General features: G+C 61.7%; 16 protein-coding genes and 1 pseudogene. 16 read left to right on the plus strand and 1 reads right to left on the minus strand.

The annotated features are described in order from the left end of the window. The first annotated feature begins 274 nt into the window (after nucleotides 1-274). From HGO38_RS27760 to HGO38_RS27820, 13 genes are all read left to right on the plus strand, one after another. Complete coding sequence (locus HGO38_RS27760) at nucleotides 275-1,084, plus strand: CoA transferase subunit A (RefSeq protein ID WP_352230515.1); 810 nt, start codon at nucleotides 275-277, stop codon at nucleotides 1,082-1,084. Further along, nucleotides 1,081-1,869 carry a CoA transferase gene (locus tag HGO38_RS27765; RefSeq protein WP_250959053.1) on the plus strand — a complete coding sequence of 263 codons (789 nt, stop codon included), beginning with the start codon at nucleotides 1,081-1,083 and terminating at the stop codon, nucleotides 1,867-1,869. Before HGO38_RS27760 ends, HGO38_RS27765 begins: the two co-directional genes overlap by 4 nt. Beyond that, nucleotides 1,866-3,080 carry a CaiB/BaiF CoA transferase family protein gene (locus tag HGO38_RS27770; RefSeq protein WP_250959054.1) on the plus strand — a complete coding sequence of 405 codons (1,215 nt, stop codon included), beginning with the start codon at nucleotides 1,866-1,868 and terminating at the stop codon, nucleotides 3,078-3,080. The genes HGO38_RS27765 and HGO38_RS27770 overlap by 4 nt, the downstream gene beginning before the upstream one ends. Beyond that, a complete protein-coding gene (locus HGO38_RS27775) occupies nucleotides 3,077-3,751 on the plus strand; it encodes a class II aldolase/adducin family protein (protein WP_250959055.1) in 675 nt (224 codons plus the stop codon). The genes HGO38_RS27770 and HGO38_RS27775 overlap by 4 nt, the downstream gene beginning before the upstream one ends. 17 nt (nucleotides 3,752-3,768) lie before the next feature. Continuing rightward, nucleotides 3,769-5,283, plus strand: a complete 1,515-nt coding sequence (locus HGO38_RS27780) for an FGGY family carbohydrate kinase (RefSeq protein ID WP_250959056.1) — start codon at nucleotides 3,769-3,771, stop codon at nucleotides 5,281-5,283. Next, nucleotides 5,283-6,833: an acetolactate synthase large subunit gene (locus tag HGO38_RS27785; protein WP_250959057.1), complete on the plus strand. Its 1,551-nt coding sequence runs from the start codon at nucleotides 5,283-5,285 to the stop codon at nucleotides 6,831-6,833. The genes HGO38_RS27780 and HGO38_RS27785 overlap by 1 nt, the downstream gene beginning before the upstream one ends. Before the next feature lie 33 nt (nucleotides 6,834-6,866). Continuing rightward, a complete protein-coding gene (locus tag HGO38_RS27790) occupies nucleotides 6,867-9,179 on the plus strand; it encodes a molybdopterin-dependent oxidoreductase (protein ID WP_250959058.1) in 2,313 nt (770 codons plus the stop codon). 26 nt (nucleotides 9,180-9,205) lie between these two features. Then, the gene (locus HGO38_RS27795) at nucleotides 9,206-9,775 is read left to right on the plus strand and encodes a peroxidase-related enzyme (RefSeq protein ID WP_250959059.1); all 570 of its coding nucleotides are present in this window, start codon (nucleotides 9,206-9,208) and stop codon (nucleotides 9,773-9,775) included. A gap of 70 nt (nucleotides 9,776-9,845) precedes the next feature. Continuing rightward, complete coding sequence (locus tag HGO38_RS27800; protein WP_250959060.1) at nucleotides 9,846-10,235, plus strand: rhodanese-like domain-containing protein; 390 nt, start codon at nucleotides 9,846-9,848, stop codon at nucleotides 10,233-10,235. Between the two features lie 41 nt (nucleotides 10,236-10,276). Then, nucleotides 10,277-11,269, plus strand: a complete 993-nt coding sequence (locus HGO38_RS27805; protein ID WP_250959068.1) for an MDR family oxidoreductase — start codon at nucleotides 10,277-10,279, stop codon at nucleotides 11,267-11,269. 42 nt (nucleotides 11,270-11,311) lie between these two features. Further along, the gene (locus HGO38_RS27810) at nucleotides 11,312-12,949 is read left to right on the plus strand and encodes an acyl-CoA synthetase (protein WP_250959061.1); all 1,638 of its coding nucleotides are present in this window, start codon (nucleotides 11,312-11,314) and stop codon (nucleotides 12,947-12,949) included. A gap of 1 nt (nucleotide 12,950) precedes the next feature. Then, nucleotides 12,951-13,163: a hypothetical protein gene (locus HGO38_RS27815; RefSeq protein ID WP_250959062.1), complete on the plus strand. Its 213-nt coding sequence runs from the start codon at nucleotides 12,951-12,953 to the stop codon at nucleotides 13,161-13,163. A 10-nt stretch (nucleotides 13,164-13,173) separates the two neighbouring features. Further along, nucleotides 13,174-14,595, plus strand: coding sequence for an FAD-binding oxidoreductase (locus HGO38_RS27820; protein WP_250959063.1), 1,422 nt, complete (start codon nucleotides 13,174-13,176; stop codon nucleotides 14,593-14,595). 177 nt (nucleotides 14,596-14,772) lie between these two features. On the opposite strand, the pseudogene HGO38_RS27825 reads toward HGO38_RS27820, so the two are convergent. Beyond that, nucleotides 14,773-14,928 (minus strand): annotated as a pseudogene (locus HGO38_RS27825) (IS110 family transposase); the annotation flags it as partial. A gap of 281 nt (nucleotides 14,929-15,209) precedes the next feature. Between HGO38_RS27825 and HGO38_RS31290 the strand changes: the two are divergent. Genes HGO38_RS31290 through HGO38_RS27840 form a run of 3 tightly spaced genes read left to right on the plus strand, consistent with a single transcriptional unit; the run spans nucleotide 15,210 to nucleotide 16,915 of the window. After that, nucleotides 15,210-15,581: a hypothetical protein gene (locus HGO38_RS31290; protein WP_250959064.1), complete on the plus strand. Its 372-nt coding sequence runs from the start codon at nucleotides 15,210-15,212 to the stop codon at nucleotides 15,579-15,581. After that, nucleotides 15,539-16,345 carry a PfkB family carbohydrate kinase gene (locus tag HGO38_RS27835; protein WP_250959069.1) on the plus strand — a complete coding sequence of 269 codons (807 nt, stop codon included), beginning with the start codon at nucleotides 15,539-15,541 and terminating at the stop codon, nucleotides 16,343-16,345. Before HGO38_RS31290 ends, HGO38_RS27835 begins: the two co-directional genes overlap by 43 nt. 21 nt (nucleotides 16,346-16,366) lie before the next feature. After that, complete coding sequence (locus HGO38_RS27840; RefSeq protein ID WP_250959065.1) at nucleotides 16,367-16,915, plus strand: ATP-binding cassette domain-containing protein; 549 nt, start codon at nucleotides 16,367-16,369, stop codon at nucleotides 16,913-16,915. Nucleotides 16,916-16,974: the final 59 nt, after the last annotated feature.

The raw sequence follows: 16,974 nt of genomic DNA on the forward strand, positions 1-16,974 counted from the left end.
CCTCCCACGCGTTCTAATATTTAGAACAATATTTCATAAATAGCTTATTCGGGATCCATCACTTGTCAAGCGGGTGATTCCCCGGTTCTCACAAGATGGTGTGACGAACAGTTTCGAAACGGTGATTGACAGACACCCGAACCGGGGTTTATTGTGAAATTCAGAATTATGTTCCAAATAATGGAACACAAAAAAGATTGGCGTGTTGCAGCGGAGGAGCCTCGTTGAGGCGCTGCAGCGAAATCCGGCGTCCGCCGGCGGGTTGGAGGATGGTGTGCTGAAGGATCTGCACGAACTTGCACGTCAGGTGGAGGACGGTATGTGCGTGGTGCTGCCGGTCGATTATGCCGGCGTGTCGATGGCGATGACCCGGCCCTTGATTTCCCATGGTGCCCGCAATCTTCGCCTTGTCTGCGTTCCGACTGGCGGCCTTCAGGCCGATATGCTGATCGGGGCGGGGCTGGTTGGATCGGTTGAAACCAGTGCGATGTCGCTCGGCGAGGCTGGTGGTGCACCTCGTTTCAACCAGGCCGTCAAGGACGGAACGATCACCATTCACGATGCCACGTGCCCTGCCATTCATGCCGGGCTGCTGGCGGCTCAGAAGGGCAGTCCCTTCACGGCGATGCGCGGGCTGATCGGTACCGACGTGCTCGCCAACCGTCCGGATTGGCGGGTGATCGACAACCCCTTTGCGGAAAGCCCGGACCCGGTCGTTCTGATCCCCGCAATCCATCCGGATATCGCGATATTTCATGCGCCTGTTGCCGACCGGTTCGGCAATGTCTGGATCGGACGGCGCCGCGAGTTGGCCAGCATGGCCTATGCCTCGAAGAACACCATCGTCACCGTCGAGCGGATCGTCGACCACAGTCTGCTGGCGGATGAACAGAGTGCCGCGGGCACGCTGCCGGCGCTTTATATCAGCCATATCGGCCTCGCACCGCGCGGCGCCTGGCCCTACGGCCTGTGGGGCGAATATCCGGTGGATGGGGCAGAGTTGCTGGCATACGCCAAGGCCGCCCGCAGCGCCGAAGGTTTTGCGCAGTACGTGGGATCGACTGCGATGGAGCCGGCACAATGAGAACGCCTCTTGCGCGCGAGACGCTGATTTATACCATTGCCCGGCTTCTCGATGGCGTCCGTCATGTGGCCGTCGGCGCATCCTCGCCGATGCCGGCCGCCGGCGCCATGCTGCGGCGGGCTCTGAACGAACATGAAAAGCGGGAGCAGGTCCGCATATCGATCCTCGGATCGGTGGAGCACAACTTTTTCACCAATGGTTCGGTGGAACTGTTCGATTGTGCCGGCCAGGGCCGGATCGATGCCTTTTTCCTCGGCGGAGGCCAGATCGATGGCGCCGGCAATGTCAATCTGGTTGGGGTTGGTGACTATCCGCAGTCCAGCGTGCGCTGGCCCGGTTCATTCGGCTCGGCCTATCTCTATTTCGTCGTGCCGCGCGTCATCCTGTTTCGCGAGGAGCATTCGCCGCGGGTCTTCGTCGATAAGGTGGATTTCATCAGTGCGCCGGGAACGAGCGAGCCTGGCGTCTACCGTACCGGCGGCCCCTACGCTCTGCTGACCAGCAAGGCGCTGTTCCATTTCGACAAAGAGCGGCCGGGTTTCACGCTGGAAAGCGTCCATGCCGGCAGCGACCTGACAGACGTCACCGAAGCGACCGGCTTTTCGTTCGAGCATGCTGAGAGCCCTGAGACGACACCCGGCCCCGACGATATCGCCTTCGACCTCCTGAGAGGCCGCGTTCTCGGCGAACTGGCCGAAACCTACCCGGAATTCGCCACCCAGATGCGCCGCGACATTGCCGCGCAATCGGAGCCGGCGTTGAAAACAATGGGAATGAGATCATGACTACACAGATACCGAACACCGGCTCGCTTGCCGGGCTGAAGGTGATCGATGCCAGCCGCGTGCTGGGCGGACCCTATGCCGGCCAGGTTCTGGCGGATCACGGCGCCGACGTGATCAAGGTCGAGCCGCCGGGCGGCGACGAGACGCGCGGCTGGGGACCACCCTTCCATGACGGTGCTGCCAGCTATTTTCTCGGGCTGAACCGCAACAAGCGCGGCATGGCGCTCGACCTGGCAAAGCCGGCCGGTCAGGAATTGCTGTTGCATCTGCTTGAAACGGCCGATGTCCTGATCGAAAACTTCAAGGCGGGCACGCTGGAGAGGTGGGGTTTGACACGCGAGATGATGACGGAGCGGTTTCCGAGGCTCGTGCATTGCCGCATTTCCGGCTTTGGCGGCGACGGCCCGCTGGGCGGTCTGCCCGGTTACGACGCGGCGATCCAGGCCTCCTGCGGCATCATGAGCGTCAATGGCGAACGCGGCGGCGATCCGTTACGCGTCGGGCTGCCGGTGGTGGACATGGTGACCGGCCTCAATGCCGTCATCGGCATCACCCTGGCGCTCAACGAGCGGGCGGTCAGCGGCAAGGGCCAGTTCGTCGAAACGACGCTTTACGACTGCGGCATTTCGCTGCTGCATCCGCATCTGCCGAACTACTATCTCTCGGGCAAGGTGCCAGGGCCGTCCGGCAATGCCCATCCGAATATCTGCCCCTATGACACGTTTGCCACGGCGACCGATCCGATCTTTCTGGCGGTCGGCAACAACCGGCAGTTCGTCATCCTGTGCAAGATGATCGGCCGGCCCGATCTTGCGGACGATCCGAAATTCTCCACCAACGAACATCGCAACAACAATCGCGATGCTCTGAAAGTGGAGCTCGAGCTTGGCCTGTCCTCGTTCGACTGCAGCACCATCGCCAAGGATCTGATTGAGACCGGCGTCCCCTGCGGCGCTGTCCGCAGCATCGACCAGGTGGTGGCCGATCCGCATACGATCCACCGCGAGATGGTGATCGACATCGATGAATTCCGCGGCACGGGCAGCCCGATCAAGATGTCGCGCACGCCGGCCAGCTACCGGATGAAGCCGCCGGGTTATGCCCAGCACACGGCGGAAATTCTTCAAGAATACGGTGTCGAGGCGGAACGTTATGCCGACGTTCTGCCCGGACAAGAACCCAATATCGCAAACAGGGCGAAAACCGCATGAGCGACGAACTTTCCCTCCGCACCGAACTGATCGAAGCCTGCCGCTCCATGAACCGGCTCGGCATTAACAAGGGTACAGCCGGCAATATCAGCGTCCGTCACGGAGACGGTTTCCTGATTTCGCCAACCGGCATTCCCTATGACAAGTTGGCGCCGGAACATGTGGTCGCCATGCAGTGGGACGCGACCTACAAGGGGGATGTCCTGCCCTCCAGCGAATGGCGGTTCCACCGTGATATCCTGATGGCGCGGCCGGATCTGCACGCGGTCGTGCATACCCATTCCACCTATGCGACCTCGGTGAGTATTCTGGAAAAGGACATCCCGGCGATCCACTATTCGATTGCCGGTGCCGGTGGCCCTTCGATCCGCTGTGCGCCTTACGAGATTTTCGGATCGCAGGAACTGGCCGACCGGGTGGTGGAAGCCCTCCAGGATAGGCGTGCCTGCCTGATGGCGCATCATGGGGTGATCGCCGGGCATGGGTCGATCGCTCGCGCTCTGGCATTGGCGGTGACTGTCGAGGAACTCGCCCACCAATACCTGCTTTGCCTGCCGTTCGGCGAGCCGCCGGTGCTGACCGATGGCCAGATCGCGGCGGTGCTGGAAAAGTTCAAGACCTATGGCCAGCAGAGCAATACCGCGCTCGAAGGCCTGCGGCACGCATCCTGATCCAGAAGGCAAATCCCGTGGACGATCTGATATTCTGCCTCGATTCAGGCACGACGACGGTCAAGGCTGCCGCCTTCGACACGCGTGGCCGGCTTGTCGTCGTGACGGAGCGCGCCAACGGCGCGCTGCGCCGCGAGGGACTGCAGGTCGAGCAGGATATGCTGGTGTCGCGGGACGATGCGCTTGCGGTATTGAAGGATTGTGTATCGCAGACACAGGGCACGGCGATCGGTCTCGTGGTCACCGGTCAGGGCGACGGGCTATGGCCTGTCGACCGGCATGGCGACCCCGTCGGACGGGCAATGACATGGCTGGATGGCCGCAGCCGCTCGCTCGTCTCAAGGCTTGATGGCCGCTGCGTTCTCACCTGCGTCGAGAAACTGACCTCGGTTCGTCCAACCGCCGCAACGCAGAGCGTCCAGCTGCTGTGGCTGCAGCTCAACGAGCCGGAGCGCTATGAACAGGTGGCGCATGTGCTGCGCATCAAGGAATGGCTGTTCCTATGCCTGACCGGTGAAGTCAGGGCCGAGCCGACATCGCTTCTGCATACCTGGGGCAATTGGCGGACCGGTGAACTCATAACCGAGATCGATCAGGTCCTCGGGCTGAAGAGGGGGACGTCGCTTGTTCCCGACATGCAGCCGATCGGCGAGTGCGTCGCCGGTTTGTCCGACGATCTGGCGCGTGATCTCGGCCTGCCGTCCGGCCTGCCGGTGCTGATGGGGCCGGGAGACGTACAGGCGAGTATGATCGGGCTTGGCCTTGGGCTGCGGCAGAATGTCGATCGCTGCTCGATCTTCGGCACCAGCGCCATCCATGCCTGCCTGATCGAGGACCCCTCAGAAATCCGCAACAAGCCCTCCGGCGCGCTGATCCAGCCTTTCGCAATCGGCGGGTATTTCTGCTCCTATCCGAGCTTCAATGGAACGACGCTGTTTGAACATGTGGCGCGGCTGACCGGCCGCGCGGACCTGTCGCGCGGCGCAAAGCCGGCGTTCTCGAGCCTTATCATGCATCCGTTCTTCGAGCCCGGCGGCGAGCGGTCGCCCTATACGACGCCACATGCCAAGGGTGCGATGATCGGCCTGACATCGGCCACGACGCCGGAGCAGATCGCCTGGGCGGCACGTGAGGCACTGGTCTTTCTCGCCCGCAAGAGCCACGACATGATGGCCGAAGGCGGCGGCGCGATCGCGCTTGGCGGCGGGCTTGCCGCCGACAATGCGTTCACGTCGTTCATGGCGACGTCGAACCTTCGCGACGTGCATCGCACCACGACCGGCCATGCCAGCCTCAAGGGTGTTGGCTCGCTCGGGGCGATGCATCTGCTCGGTGCATCGCGGCAGACGCTCGGTGACGACTGGATCGGCCCCGCCGATGATGTGTCCCGGCCGGAACAGGGCGCAGTCGCCGATTACGCGCAGCGCAAATATGCGCTGTTCCTCACTCTCGTCGACGCAATCGAGCCGCGATGGGCTGAACTTTCGGCACTGGCCGAACTCTCTGCAACCCAGACCAAGGACAATGCCTGATGAACGGTGCCGACCTTTTGTGCGAAACACTGCTCGCTAACGATATCGATGTCTGCTTTGCCAATCCCGGCACCTCGGAGATGCACTTCGTGGCAGCGCTCGACAGGCAGCCAAGGATGCGCTGCGTGCTCGGCCTGTTTGAGGGCGTGGTGACGGGGGCTGCCGACGGCTACGCCCGCATGGCCGACAAACCGGCCGCGACGCTTCTGCATCTCGGCCCCGGTCTGGCGAACGGTCTTGCCAATCTGCACAACGCCCGGCGGGCCAATACGCCGATCGTCAATATCGTCGGTGATCATGCCACCTATCACCTGAAATATGATGCACCGCTCACCTCGGACATCGAATCGCTTGCCTGGCCGATGTCGGGCTGGGTCCAGCGCATCGGTTCGGCCGACGAGGTCGGACGGGCGACCGGCGAGGCGATCGTCGTCGCGCGCAGGCCGCCGGGGGCGGTCTCGACGCTGATCCTGCCGGCGGACACGGCCTGGGGCGACGTTTCCGTGCCTCTTCCTGCTGCCGTCGAACTGGCGGCGGCGTCCCCTCCGGACGAGGACCTGCTGCGCCAGGCGGCCGTCGCCTTGCGGTCGGATAAAAACACAAAGATTCTCGTCTCCGGTCTGGCACTGCGCGAGAAAAGCCTTGAGGTCCTCAGCCGGATCGCGCTGGCCACCGGTGCGCGGCTGATGGCGCAGCAGTCCAACGGGCGCATGCAGCGCGGTGCCGGCCGAGTGCCGGTCGATCGGGTGCCCTATGTGATCGAAAAGGCGGTCGAGTGCTTTGCGCAAACGGAACAGGTGATCCTGATCGGCGCCAAGGCTCCGGTCGGGTTCTTCGCCTATCCGGGAAAGCCGAGCAGCATGTTGCCGGACAGCTGTGCCGTGCTCGACATGGCGCCGGGAGCGGTCGATATCGCGCAGGCGATCGTCATGCTCGCCGACGCGCTTGGAGTATCGCGCGATGTGACGCCGCAATTGTCAGCCCGCGAGACGCCGGCCATGCCGACCGGAGCACTGACGCCGGAGGCGATCTCCGTAGCACTTGCCCATTTCATGCCTGCAAACGCCGTCATCTGCGACGAATCGGTGTCGTCCGGCCGCGATTTCTTCCGGCACACCTACGGCGCGGAACCGCATGACTTCCTGCAACTGACCGGCGGCGCGATCGGCATGGGATTGCCGCTGGCCACGGGTGCGGCGATCGCCTGCCCGGATCGCAAGATTATCGGCCTGCAGGCGGATGGCAGCGGCATGTACACCGTGCAGGCGCTGTGGACGCAGGCGCGCGAAAGGCTCGACACACTGACCATCGTGTTCGCCAACCGTCGCTACCAGATCCTGCATGGCGAACTGGTCAATGTCGGCGCAGGTGCCGCTGGCCACAATGCCAGCCGGATGCTCGATCTCGTCGATCCGACACTCGACTGGGTCGGCATGGCAAACAGCATGGGCGTTGAAGCGGCGCGGGCCGAAACGGCCGATCAGTTTGCGGATATTCTGAAGAGCGCCTGCGCGCGAAAAGGGCCGTTCCTGATCGAGGCGGTGATATGAACAGAACACAAGAAAACCAAGGTAAGGTGTATCATGGCTGACATCAAGCGCATCCCGCATTGCAGCCACTGGGGTGCCTATACGCTGCTGGTGGACGGGAACGAGATTGTCGCCGTCGAGCCGTTCCAGCACGATCCTTCGCCCTCGCCGATCATCCACTCGGTCAAGGAATGGGCCAATCCAGAGCGCCGCGTTCTGCGGCCAATGGTGCGTTCCGGCTGGCTGGAAAAGCGCGAGAAAAGTGATACGAGCGGCCGCGGCAGCGAGACCTTCGTTCCTGTAAGCTGGGATGAGGCGCTGGATCTGGTGGCGGGTGAGATCACCCGTGTCAGCAGGACTTACGGCAATGAGGCGCTCTTTGCCGGCTCCTATGGCTGGACCAGCTGCGGCCGGTTTCATCATGCCTCGACGCTGCTCAAGCGCACCCTCAATATGGTTGGTGGTTTCACCGGCCATGTGGATACCTACAGCATTGCCGCTGGGCCGGTAATCCTGCGCCATACGCTGGGCAGCGATGTCGCCTGCGGCGGCCAGGCCAATACGCTGGACGGGATCAGCGAGAATACCGAAACCCTGATCATCTTCGGTTCGCTGTCGCCGCGCACGGCGCAGAGCGAAGCGGGCGGTCTTGGCGCTCATCGTCTGGAGGGTTACCTTAAGCGGATGGCCGAGCGGAATGTCCGCGTCATCCTCGTGTCGCCGCTAAAAGACGACCTGCCGGACTGGATCGACGCCGAATGGTGGCCGATCAGGCCGAATACCGATACCGCGCTGATGCTCGGTCTGGCCGGCGAAATTGTCAAGGCCGATGCCCATGACGCCGAATTCCTCGAGCGTTGCTGCAGCGGATCCGACACGTTCCTCGATTACCTCACCGGTAAAAGTGACGGCGAGCGCAAGGATGCGGCCTGGGCTGCGGCGATCACCGGCCTCGACCGCGACAAGATCGCCGACCTTGCTAAGGTGATGGTCAAGACGCGCAGCATGATTACCGTCAGCTGGAGCTTGCAGCGCGCCCATCACGGCGAACAGCCGTTCTGGGCCGGGCTCGGCTTGGCCGCCGTGGCCGGACAGATCGGGCTTCCCGGCGGTGGCGTTGGTTATGGCTATGCTTCGCTTGGCGGCGTAGGCGCGCCTTTCGGTATCGGCAAGTCGCCGGCCATGTCCGTCGGGCGCAAGGCGATCGACAGCTTTATTCCGGTCGCTCGTATCACCGACATGCTGCTCTATCCGGGCAAGGGTTACACTTACGAGGGCAAGGAGCGCACCTATCCGGATGTGAAGCTGGTCTACTGGGCCGGTGGTAACCCGTTCCATCATCACCAGGATCTCAACCGGCTGATGCAGGGCTGGCAGAGCCCGGAAACCATCATCGTGCAGGATCCGATGTTCACGCCGACGGCGCGTCGCGCCGATATCATCCTGCCGGCCTCGACCTCGATCGAGCGCAACGATCTGGCTGGTAACAAACGTTCCGATTTCATTCTGGCCATGCACAAGGCGATTTCGCCGATCGGCGCGGCACGCTCAGATTTCGACATCTTCAATGGTCTTGCGGAAAAACTCGGCGTTGCCGACGCCTTCAACGAAGGCCGCGACGAGATGGGCTGGATTCGCCATGTTTATGACCTGTCGCGCAAGGATGCGAAGGACAGGCTCGATTTCGACATGCCGGATTTCGAGACGTTCTGGGAACAGGGTTACGCGCGGGTGCCGGTGAAGGAGAACCACACCTATCTGGCCGAATACCGGGTGAACCCTGAAGCGCATCCGCTGGCGACAGAATCCGGCAGGATCGTACTCGGCAGCAGGATGCTGGAAAAGCTCGATTATGACGATTGCCGCAGTCATCCGGCCTGGATCGAACCGGCCGAGTGGCTCGGAAGCGTCGATCCGGAAAACCAACTGCATCTGATCTCGCACCAGCCGGCAGGGCGGCTTCACAGCCAGCTCGAGACCGGATCGGAAAGCCGCCGGCTCAAAAAGAACGGACGCGAGGTCGTTCGCGTCAATCCGCAGGATGCGGCACGCTTCGGTATCGGGCAGGACCAGACGGTGCGATTGTGGAACGAGCGTGGCCAGTGCCTGGCGACAGCCGATGTGGCGGACAGTGTGCGACCCGGCGTGGTCGTGCTGCCGACCGGAGCATGGTTCACGCCGACCGGCAACAACGGGCTCGAAATCTCGGGCAATCCGAATGTGCTGACGCTCGATGTTCCGACCTCGAAATTCGGTCAGGGCTGCTCGGCCCATACCTGTATCGTCAGCATCGAGCCTTATGTCGGAGAGGTGCCCGATGCGATCACCCATTACCAGCAGGCGCTTTCGGTTGCCGTCGGCAATTAACGCCATCATCCTTGGAGGAGGACATTATGAACGCCCCAGCTATCAGCCGTTTCCCGGTACCGGAGATCAAGGATCTGCCCGAGGATATCCGTGACCGAATCCTTGCCGTGCAGGAAAAGTCCGGTTTCGTGCCGAACGTGTTCCTGACACTTGCCTATCGGCCGGACGAGTTCAGGGCGTTTTTTGCCTATCATGATGCTTTGATGGACAAGCCCGGCAAAATCACCAAGGCCGAGCGCGAGATGATCGTAGTGGCCACGAGCAATGCCAACCAGTGCCAGTATTGCGTCGTGGCGCATGGCGCCATCTTGCGCATCCGCGCCAAAAATCCGCTGATCGCCGACCAGGTCGCTATCAACTACCGCAAGGCGGATATCACGCCACGTCAGATGGCGATGATCGATTTCGCCATGAAGGTCTCAGCGCGTGCCTACGAGGTCAGCGACGACGACATCGCCGTCCTTGAATCGCATGGTCTCTCCATGGACGACGCCTGGGATATCGCAGCGATCTCTGCCTTTTTCGGAATGTCGAATCGCCTCGCCAACGTCACCAGCATGCGTCCGAATGACGAGTTCTATTCGCTTGGACGCTGATGCCGTTGGTGTACGCGACCGTGCAGCGTTTTCCGTGCGTTACGACGTCGGAAAAAACAGGAGAGTTTTGATGGCCCTGGGTTACAAGGACATGCTGGCGCAGGCCGAGGCCGTGGTGACGTCGGTCAGCGTGAACGACGTGGCAGCCGCTGCGGGCGGAGAGGACATGGTCCTTATCGATATTCGCGACATCCGTGAACTGGAACGAGACGGTATGATCGAACATGCCGTGCACGCGCCGCGCGGCATGCTGGAATTCTGGATCGATCCGGAAAGCCCTTATCACAAGCCGGTCTTTGCCCGCGGCAAGACCTTCGTGTTCTACTGCGCATCCGGCTGGCGTTCGCTGCTGGCGGCGCGCACGGCGCAGGAGATGGGGCTGCAATCGCGCAGCATGCGCGGTGGTTTCAGCGCGTGGAAGGAGGCCGGCAAGCCGGTCGCCGATCGGAAGGCGCGCTGATTTTTCTCAGGAAACAAGATTTGAACAACGAAAGATACGAGATGACCAAGGCTTTTACCGCCATGATGATCGAGGATGTCGACGGCAAGCCGAAGGCGGCGCTGCGCGAGCTTACGATCGATGCCCTGCCGGACCACGACGTTCTGGTCGAAATCGAATATTCCAGCCTGAATTACAAGGACGGCCTGGCGATTGCCGGCAAGGGCCGCATCGCGCGCCGCCTCCCCATGGTCGGCGGCATCGATCTGGCTGGCACGGTGGTGCAGTCCCGCTGCGGCGACTGGAAGACGGGCGATCGCGTCGTTGTCAACGGCTGGGGCCTGTCCGAGACCGAATGGGGTGGATACGCCCGGTTCCAGCGCCTGAAGCCGGAATGGCTGATCCGCCTGCCCGAAGCGCTGAGCTTCGAGCAGGCCATGGCGGTCGGCACCGCCGGTTATACGGCGGCGCTCTGCGTCAACGCGCTCGAAGACTGGGGCGTCGTCGAAAAGGGTGGACGTGAGGTGATCGTCACCGGCGCGGCGGGCGGTGTCGGTTCGGTTGCGATCTCGCTTTTGTCGCGGCGCGGCTATAACGTCACCGCATCGACAGGCCGTCCCGAGACCCACGACTATCTGAAATCGCTCGGCGCGATCTCCTTCGTGGATCGCGCCGCATTGTCGGAAAAGGGCGGTGCACTCCAGAAGGAACGCTGGGCTGGCGGCGTTGATACGGTCGGCTCGACCACGCTTGCCAACGTGCTGGCTCAGACGGTCTATGGAGGCGCTATCACCGCCTGCGGACTGGCGGGCGGTGCGGATCTTCCCTGTACCGTCATGCCGCATATCCTGCGCAGTGTGGCACTGATCGGCGTCGATTCCGTCATGGCACCGCATGCGAAGCGCCAGCGCGCCTGGGAGCTTCTGGCTGAAAGCCTGGATGCCGCTAAGCTCGCGGAAATGACTACGGTGGAGCCGATGAGCAATCTTCCGGCTCTGGCGGAAGCCATCATTGCCGGCAAAATCCGCGGACGTGTCGTCATCAAGGTTGCATAGGCTGTCACAAACGGCAGCTTGAATGCATGTGGGAGGATTGCGATGACAAACAAGTACGACGACGGTCTTGAGCGCTGCGAGGCCAATCACAGCGCGATGACGCCCATCACATATCTGGAACGGGCGGCGCGCACCTTCCCCTCCCGCACCGCCGTGATCCATGGATCACGGCGGATCAGCTATGCGCAATTCTGGGTCAACTGCCAGCGGCTCGCCTCCGCACTGTCCCAGCACGGCATCGGCAAGGGTGATACCGTCACCGTGATGCTGTCGAACACACCCCCCATGCTGGAGGCCCACTACGGCGTTCCGATGGCCAACGGCGCGGTGCTGCACTCCATCAATACGCGTCTGGATGCCGATAGCATCGCCTTCCAGCTCGATCATGCGGAATCCAGGGTCGTCATCGTCGATACGGAGTTTTCCGACGTGATGAAACAGGCACTCAAGAACGCCAACGTCAAGCCGCTGGTTATCGATTTCGAGGACACGGAATATCCAGCCGATGCGCCCTATCCAAAGGCAGCCACGATCGGCGACATGACCTATGAGGCGTTTCTCGCGGGCGGTGAGGAGGGCTTCGTCTGGACCACGCCGACCGACGAATGGGATGCAATCTCGCTGAACTACACGTCCGGTACCACCGGCAATCCCAAGGGTGTGGTCTACCATCATAGAGGCGCGGCGCTGGCGGCGTTGGCCAACAATATCCATGCGGGCATGGGCAAGCACCCGATCTATCTGTGGACGCTGCCCATGTTCCACTGCAATGGCTGGAGCTTTCCCTGGGCGGTCTCGGTCCAGGCGGGAACGCATGTCTGCCTTCGCTGGGTGCGCGCGAAATCGATCTACGACGCCATTGCCGATCACGGCGTTACGCATCTCTGCGGCGCGCCGATCGTGATGTCGGCGCTGGTCAATGCGGAGGAGTGTGATCGCCGCAGCTTTTCCCAGACCGTGACCTTCAACACCGCCGCCGCCCCACCGCCCGAAGTGGTCCTGTCTGCCATGGCAGAAGCTGGTTTCGACGTGACCCATATATACGGACTAACGGAAACCTATGGTCCAGCAGTGATCAATGAATGGAATTTCAACTGGGACGCACTGGATGGCGGACAGAAGGCGGCGAAGAAGGCGCGTCGGGGCGTGTCTTATTTGACGCTTTGCGTCCTTGCTGTGCTCGCCCCGCAGACCATGCACCCGTTTCCCGCCGATGGCGAGACGCTGGGTGAAGTGATGATGCGTGGCAATATCGTCATGAAGGGTTACCTGAAAAATCCGCAGGCGACCAGAGAAGCCTTTGCGGCCGGCTGGTTTCGCTCGGGCGACCTCGGCGTGATTCACTCGGATGGCTATCTCCAGCTCAAGGACCGCTCCAAGGATATAATCATTTCCGGCGGCGAAAACATCTCGTCTATCGAAGTCGAGGATGCGCTGTACAAGCATCCGGCGGTGGCGGTGGTGGGCGTGATCGCTAAGCCGCACGAGAAATGGGGAGAGACGCCCGTCGCCTTTGTGGAACTGAAGGCTGGACGGGTGGCCAGCGAACAGGAACTGATCGAGCATTGCCGGAGGCTTCTCGCGCGCTTTAAATGCCCAACGCGCGTTGTTTTCGCCGAGATCCCGAAGACATCCACTGGCAAGATCCAGAAATTCGCCATGCGCAAGATGGATCTATGAGATGACGTCGGAAGACATTCTGACCCGTTCCGTCGCAAGGGGTATCGCGACCCTGACGCTCAATCGTCCGGTGCACGGCAGCGCCACGGCCGCCGGTTGCCAGCTGATTACCACCTGCGATCTGGCAATCATGACCGACAACCTGCTGGACAACCAGCGAGAATGCATCGACGCCGTCCTGCAGAAACGGCGACCGCAGTGGCTGAACATCTAGGAAAAACAGGATGATTGATCGACGTCATATCGAGGCTCTTGGCCGGATTCTTGGCGAGAAGGGCATGCTCACCGATGAACAGGATATCGCGCCTTACCAGACCGGCATTCGTTTCGACCGGGGCGTTGCCGCACTGGTGCTGCGGCCGTGCAGCACGGATAAGGTGTCCGCATGCCTTGCCTATTGTGTCGGGGCGGGCATCGCGGTCGTCCCGCAATCGGGCAATACGGGCGTGGTTTCCGGTTCCACACCGGATGATTCCGGTAACCAGGTCGTGCTCAGCCTTGACCGTATGACAGAGGTGTTCGAGCTTGATATTGACAACCGCTCGCTGCGCGTGGGCGCGGGCATGCGGCTGTCCGAGGTCAACCGGCGACTGAAGCCGCACGGGCTTTTCTTCCCGATCGATCTGGGTGCGGATCCGGCCATCGGCGGCATGCTGGCCACCAATACGGGTGGTTCTCGCTTTTTGAAATACGGAGATGTCCGCCGCAATACCCTGGGCCTGACGGCGGTCCTGGCGGACGCGGAAGGCACGGTGGTCGATCTGGGCAGCGATCTGCGCAAGAATAATACCGGCCTCGACTGGAAGCAGATCTTCATAGGAACGTTCGGCGTGTTCGGTGTCGTCACTGAGGGCGTGCTCAATCTGGAACGGCTGCCGCGGCAGGTAGCGACGGCCTATCTCGTGCCGCGAAGCGCTGCCCATGTCATGCCGCTGCTGCAGATGATGGAGGACCGGCTCGGCGCCTATCTCTCGGCTTTCGAGGGCATGTCCGGCAACTCCATGCGCGCGGCGCTGGCGCATGTGCCGAGCTTACGCAATCCGTTTCAGGGCGGGGCGGTGCCCGATTACATGATCCTGACCGAATTGAGCCGCACCTGGGAGCGGCGCGACGGCGAGGAACCGCTTGAGGACGTGCTGAATGGGGTGCTGGCCGAAATCTTGGAAAGCGCGGAAGCGCCGCTTGCCGACGCTTACGTCGGCCCTGCCCACGAGATGTGGGCCATGCGGCATGCGCTGTCGGAGGGCGTCAAGTCTTATGGCAAGCTCACGGCGCTGGATGTGTCCTTCCGTCGTGGCGAGATCATGAATTTCTGCGAGCGGATGAAACGCGACATGCCGGTGCTCTTCCCCGAGGCCATCATCTGCGATTTCGGCCATATCGCCGATGGCGGCGTGCATCTGAATGTCGTGGTGCCTGAAACCGGTGCGCTGGCTGCGGACCCGACCTTCCAGGAGCGGTTGCGCGATTGGGTGTTCAAGGTGGCAGTGGAGGATTTCGGCGGCAGCTTCAGTGCCGAACATGGCATTGGCCGCAAGAACCAGGCCTATTACGATCTCTATACTCCTGATACGCTCAAGCGTCTGGCACGGGGCCTGAAGGCCATCACCTCGCCTGGCGAGATGGGCGTCGCGAAAATCGGATAGCGCGACGCCACGAGGGCCTGCGCATCAATGACGCTGTTGGCCGCTGAACAGGCTCGTGCCGAAGTAGCGCTCAGGCGGAAAGCGATGGAAGACCTTGCAGCATCGCCTTGATGCTGAGCACCTTGTGTTTATCGACGAGAACGGCATTAGGGTCGAAACCCCATCAAGCAATTGATGGAAGCTTGAGGCATCCGTGATCGTCGCTGCGATCGCACTGGCGGTAACCGGCCCGATACCCAGGCTTGTCGCCAGGCGTTGGCTGATCGCACTCGAACGGTGCCATCCGAGTATCGGCCGGTCCATCTCTTCGGTCTTCGTGCGAACATGGCGCAGTTACGCCCATCGGCCCAAGCCGGGTCGCGATGCATTTAGGGGGGCGCCAATCCTGGATTGAAATATTTTCAATTTGTCGGATTTGAAGGGGTGCGTTCCAAGTTCGGCCTGATTTTGTGCGGAATATCAACAAAGATCGGCATAAATTGGAACGTCATTTCTTTGACGGTTGGGAAAGTCAACCATACGCTTGAAGCGCTTCAATCGGCAAGGAAACGATAAAAAAAGGCCGCCCCACGATTACGGATGTCGCGCACGCCGCCGGTGTTTCCGTTGGCACGGTGTCCAATTTCCTCAATGGGACTGTGCCGGTCAAAGCCGAAACCGCCGAGATCGAGGCCAATGGCGGCCGCACGATTATTCACGAGACCTTCGAACTCAGCGAGATCGACCTCACCGCCAATATGGATATCGCGCCCGGCCCGGTGCGGTCATGCCTGCATATCGAGGGTTTCCACTATGAGCGGATGATGCCGTCGATTGCCCGCTTCCATGATGCCGGCTGGAATATCAGCCTTCACACCCCGGTCTGCCGGAAGGGTCGCGCAATCCAGAGGCCTTCGAGCGGCTCATCGGCCATGTCGACCTTACCTTCATCAACGACGATACGCTGCGGGAGATCTATTCCATCCGCACGCCGCTCGCCTCCATGATCGAGGAAGCCGCCCGTACGATCACGCGGGTCAAGTGGCGCGGCGACGTGGTGCTGACGTTAGGCGAATTCGGCGCTGTCGTCTTCCGCAAAGGCGGCGGCCCGCCGATCGAGGTGCCGGCACTGCCGGTCAGCCGCGTCGATGCGACCGGCGCTGGCGATGCATTCGCAGGCATTTTCCTGAGCCTCTGGCTGCATGGGCGACCGTTGGTGCTTTCCGACATCGGTGCGAATTCGCTACTGTTGCCGCCCGCTGTCTGGCTGCAGGGCAAGCCGGTTGCCAATCGCCTGAAGATCATTCGCGAGTGGACTAAGGCCGGCGGCGGCCTCGTCATGGCCGGCGGTTATTTCTCCTTCCAAGGCATCGACGGCAAGGCCCGTTGGCGCCGCACGCCGGTAGAAGAGGCGCTACCCGTCACCTGCCTTCCCTATGACGATCGGCTGGAAGTGCCGGATGGGTTCAAGGCGGTTGTCACGGGACCAAAGAACCACCCGATCCTGGCCGGCATCGAAGGCGAATGGCCGCTGCTTCTCGGTGCTAACGAGGTCGTCGTCAAGGAAGGTGATGGCGTTGAGGTGCTTGCCAGGCTTCCGGAAGAGGAGGGTGGTCATCCGCTTCTCGTCACCGGCAGTTACGGCAAGGGCCGCACCGTAGCCTGGACCTCCGATATCGGACCCCATTGGGTGCCGAACGAATTCGTCGCCTGGGCCGGCTACGCGACGATCTGGAAGAACATCCTTCGCTGGGCGAGCCAGACCAACTGATCCATCGCAAAGGATAGCACGATGACCGTACCCTTCCTGCGCGCAACCGGGATCACCAAACGCTTTGGCGCGCTTACCGCGCTGAAGGGGGTCGATCTCGAAATCAACGGTGGCGAGGTTCTGGCCCTTCTCGGCCACAACGGAGCCGGAAAATCCACCTTCATCAAGATTCTCGCCGGCGCTCATCCGCAGAGCGACGGCGAACTGCTGGTCGACGGCCAGCCGGTGCATTTCTCCTCCCCCAAGGATGCGGCAACGTCGGGTATCGCAACGATCTTCCAAGAACTGGCTTTGTCCGAGAACCTGTCGATCGCGGAAAACGTCTTTCTCGGGCGGGAGCTGAAGCGCACGGTGCTTGGGGTTCCGTTCCTGAGGCGAAAGGCGATGCGGGAACGGGTCGACGGCCTGCTGCACGAACTCGATGCCCATATTTCCGATCCGGAGGCGCCTGTCGGCAGTCTCTCGGACGGCCAGCGTCAAGCAGTGGCGATCTGCCGGGCGCTAGGACCGATCGACATTCACCAACTCCAGATCATGATTGCGGCGAGATGGATTAATCCTGTGAAGTGAATGGTCCTTCGTTCATAGCGCGTGGCGAAACGGCGAAAGTGTTTGAGGCGGTTGAAGCA

It is taken from the genome of Rhizobium sp. CG5 (genome assembly GCF_023701945.1).
Classification (GTDB): domain Bacteria; phylum Pseudomonadota; class Alphaproteobacteria; order Rhizobiales; family Rhizobiaceae; genus Allorhizobium.

Bases quoted from the DNA above. Each gene is read 5' to 3' on its own strand.
- HGO38_RS27765 (WP_250959053.1), top strand. From the start codon at position 1,081: ATGAGAACGCCTCTTGCGCGCGAGACGCTGATTTATACCATTGCCCGG.
- HGO38_RS27770 (WP_250959054.1), top strand. From the start codon at position 1,866: ATGACTACACAGATACCGAACACCGGCTCGCTTGCCGGGCTGAAGGTG.
- HGO38_RS27775 (WP_250959055.1), top strand. From the start codon at position 3,077: ATGAGCGACGAACTTTCCCTCCGCACCGAACTGATCGAAGCCTGCCGC.
- HGO38_RS27785 (WP_250959057.1), top strand. From the start codon at position 5,283: ATGAACGGTGCCGACCTTTTGTGCGAAACACTGCTCGCTAACGATATC.
- HGO38_RS27790 (WP_250959058.1), top strand. From the start codon at position 6,867: ATGGCTGACATCAAGCGCATCCCGCATTGCAGCCACTGGGGTGCCTAT.
- HGO38_RS27795 (WP_250959059.1), top strand. From the start codon at position 9,206: ATGAACGCCCCAGCTATCAGCCGTTTCCCGGTACCGGAGATCAAGGAT.
- HGO38_RS27800 (WP_250959060.1), top strand. From the start codon at position 9,846: ATGGCCCTGGGTTACAAGGACATGCTGGCGCAGGCCGAGGCCGTGGTG.
- HGO38_RS27805 (WP_250959068.1), top strand. From the start codon at position 10,277: ATGACCAAGGCTTTTACCGCCATGATGATCGAGGATGTCGACGGCAAG.
- HGO38_RS27810 (WP_250959061.1), top strand. From the start codon at position 11,312: ATGACAAACAAGTACGACGACGGTCTTGAGCGCTGCGAGGCCAATCAC.
- HGO38_RS27815 (WP_250959062.1), top strand. From the start codon at position 12,951: ATGACGTCGGAAGACATTCTGACCCGTTCCGTCGCAAGGGGTATCGCG.
- HGO38_RS27820 (WP_250959063.1), top strand. From the start codon at position 13,174: ATGATTGATCGACGTCATATCGAGGCTCTTGGCCGGATTCTTGGCGAG.
- HGO38_RS27840 (WP_250959065.1), top strand. From the start codon at position 16,367: ATGACCGTACCCTTCCTGCGCGCAACCGGGATCACCAAACGCTTTGGC.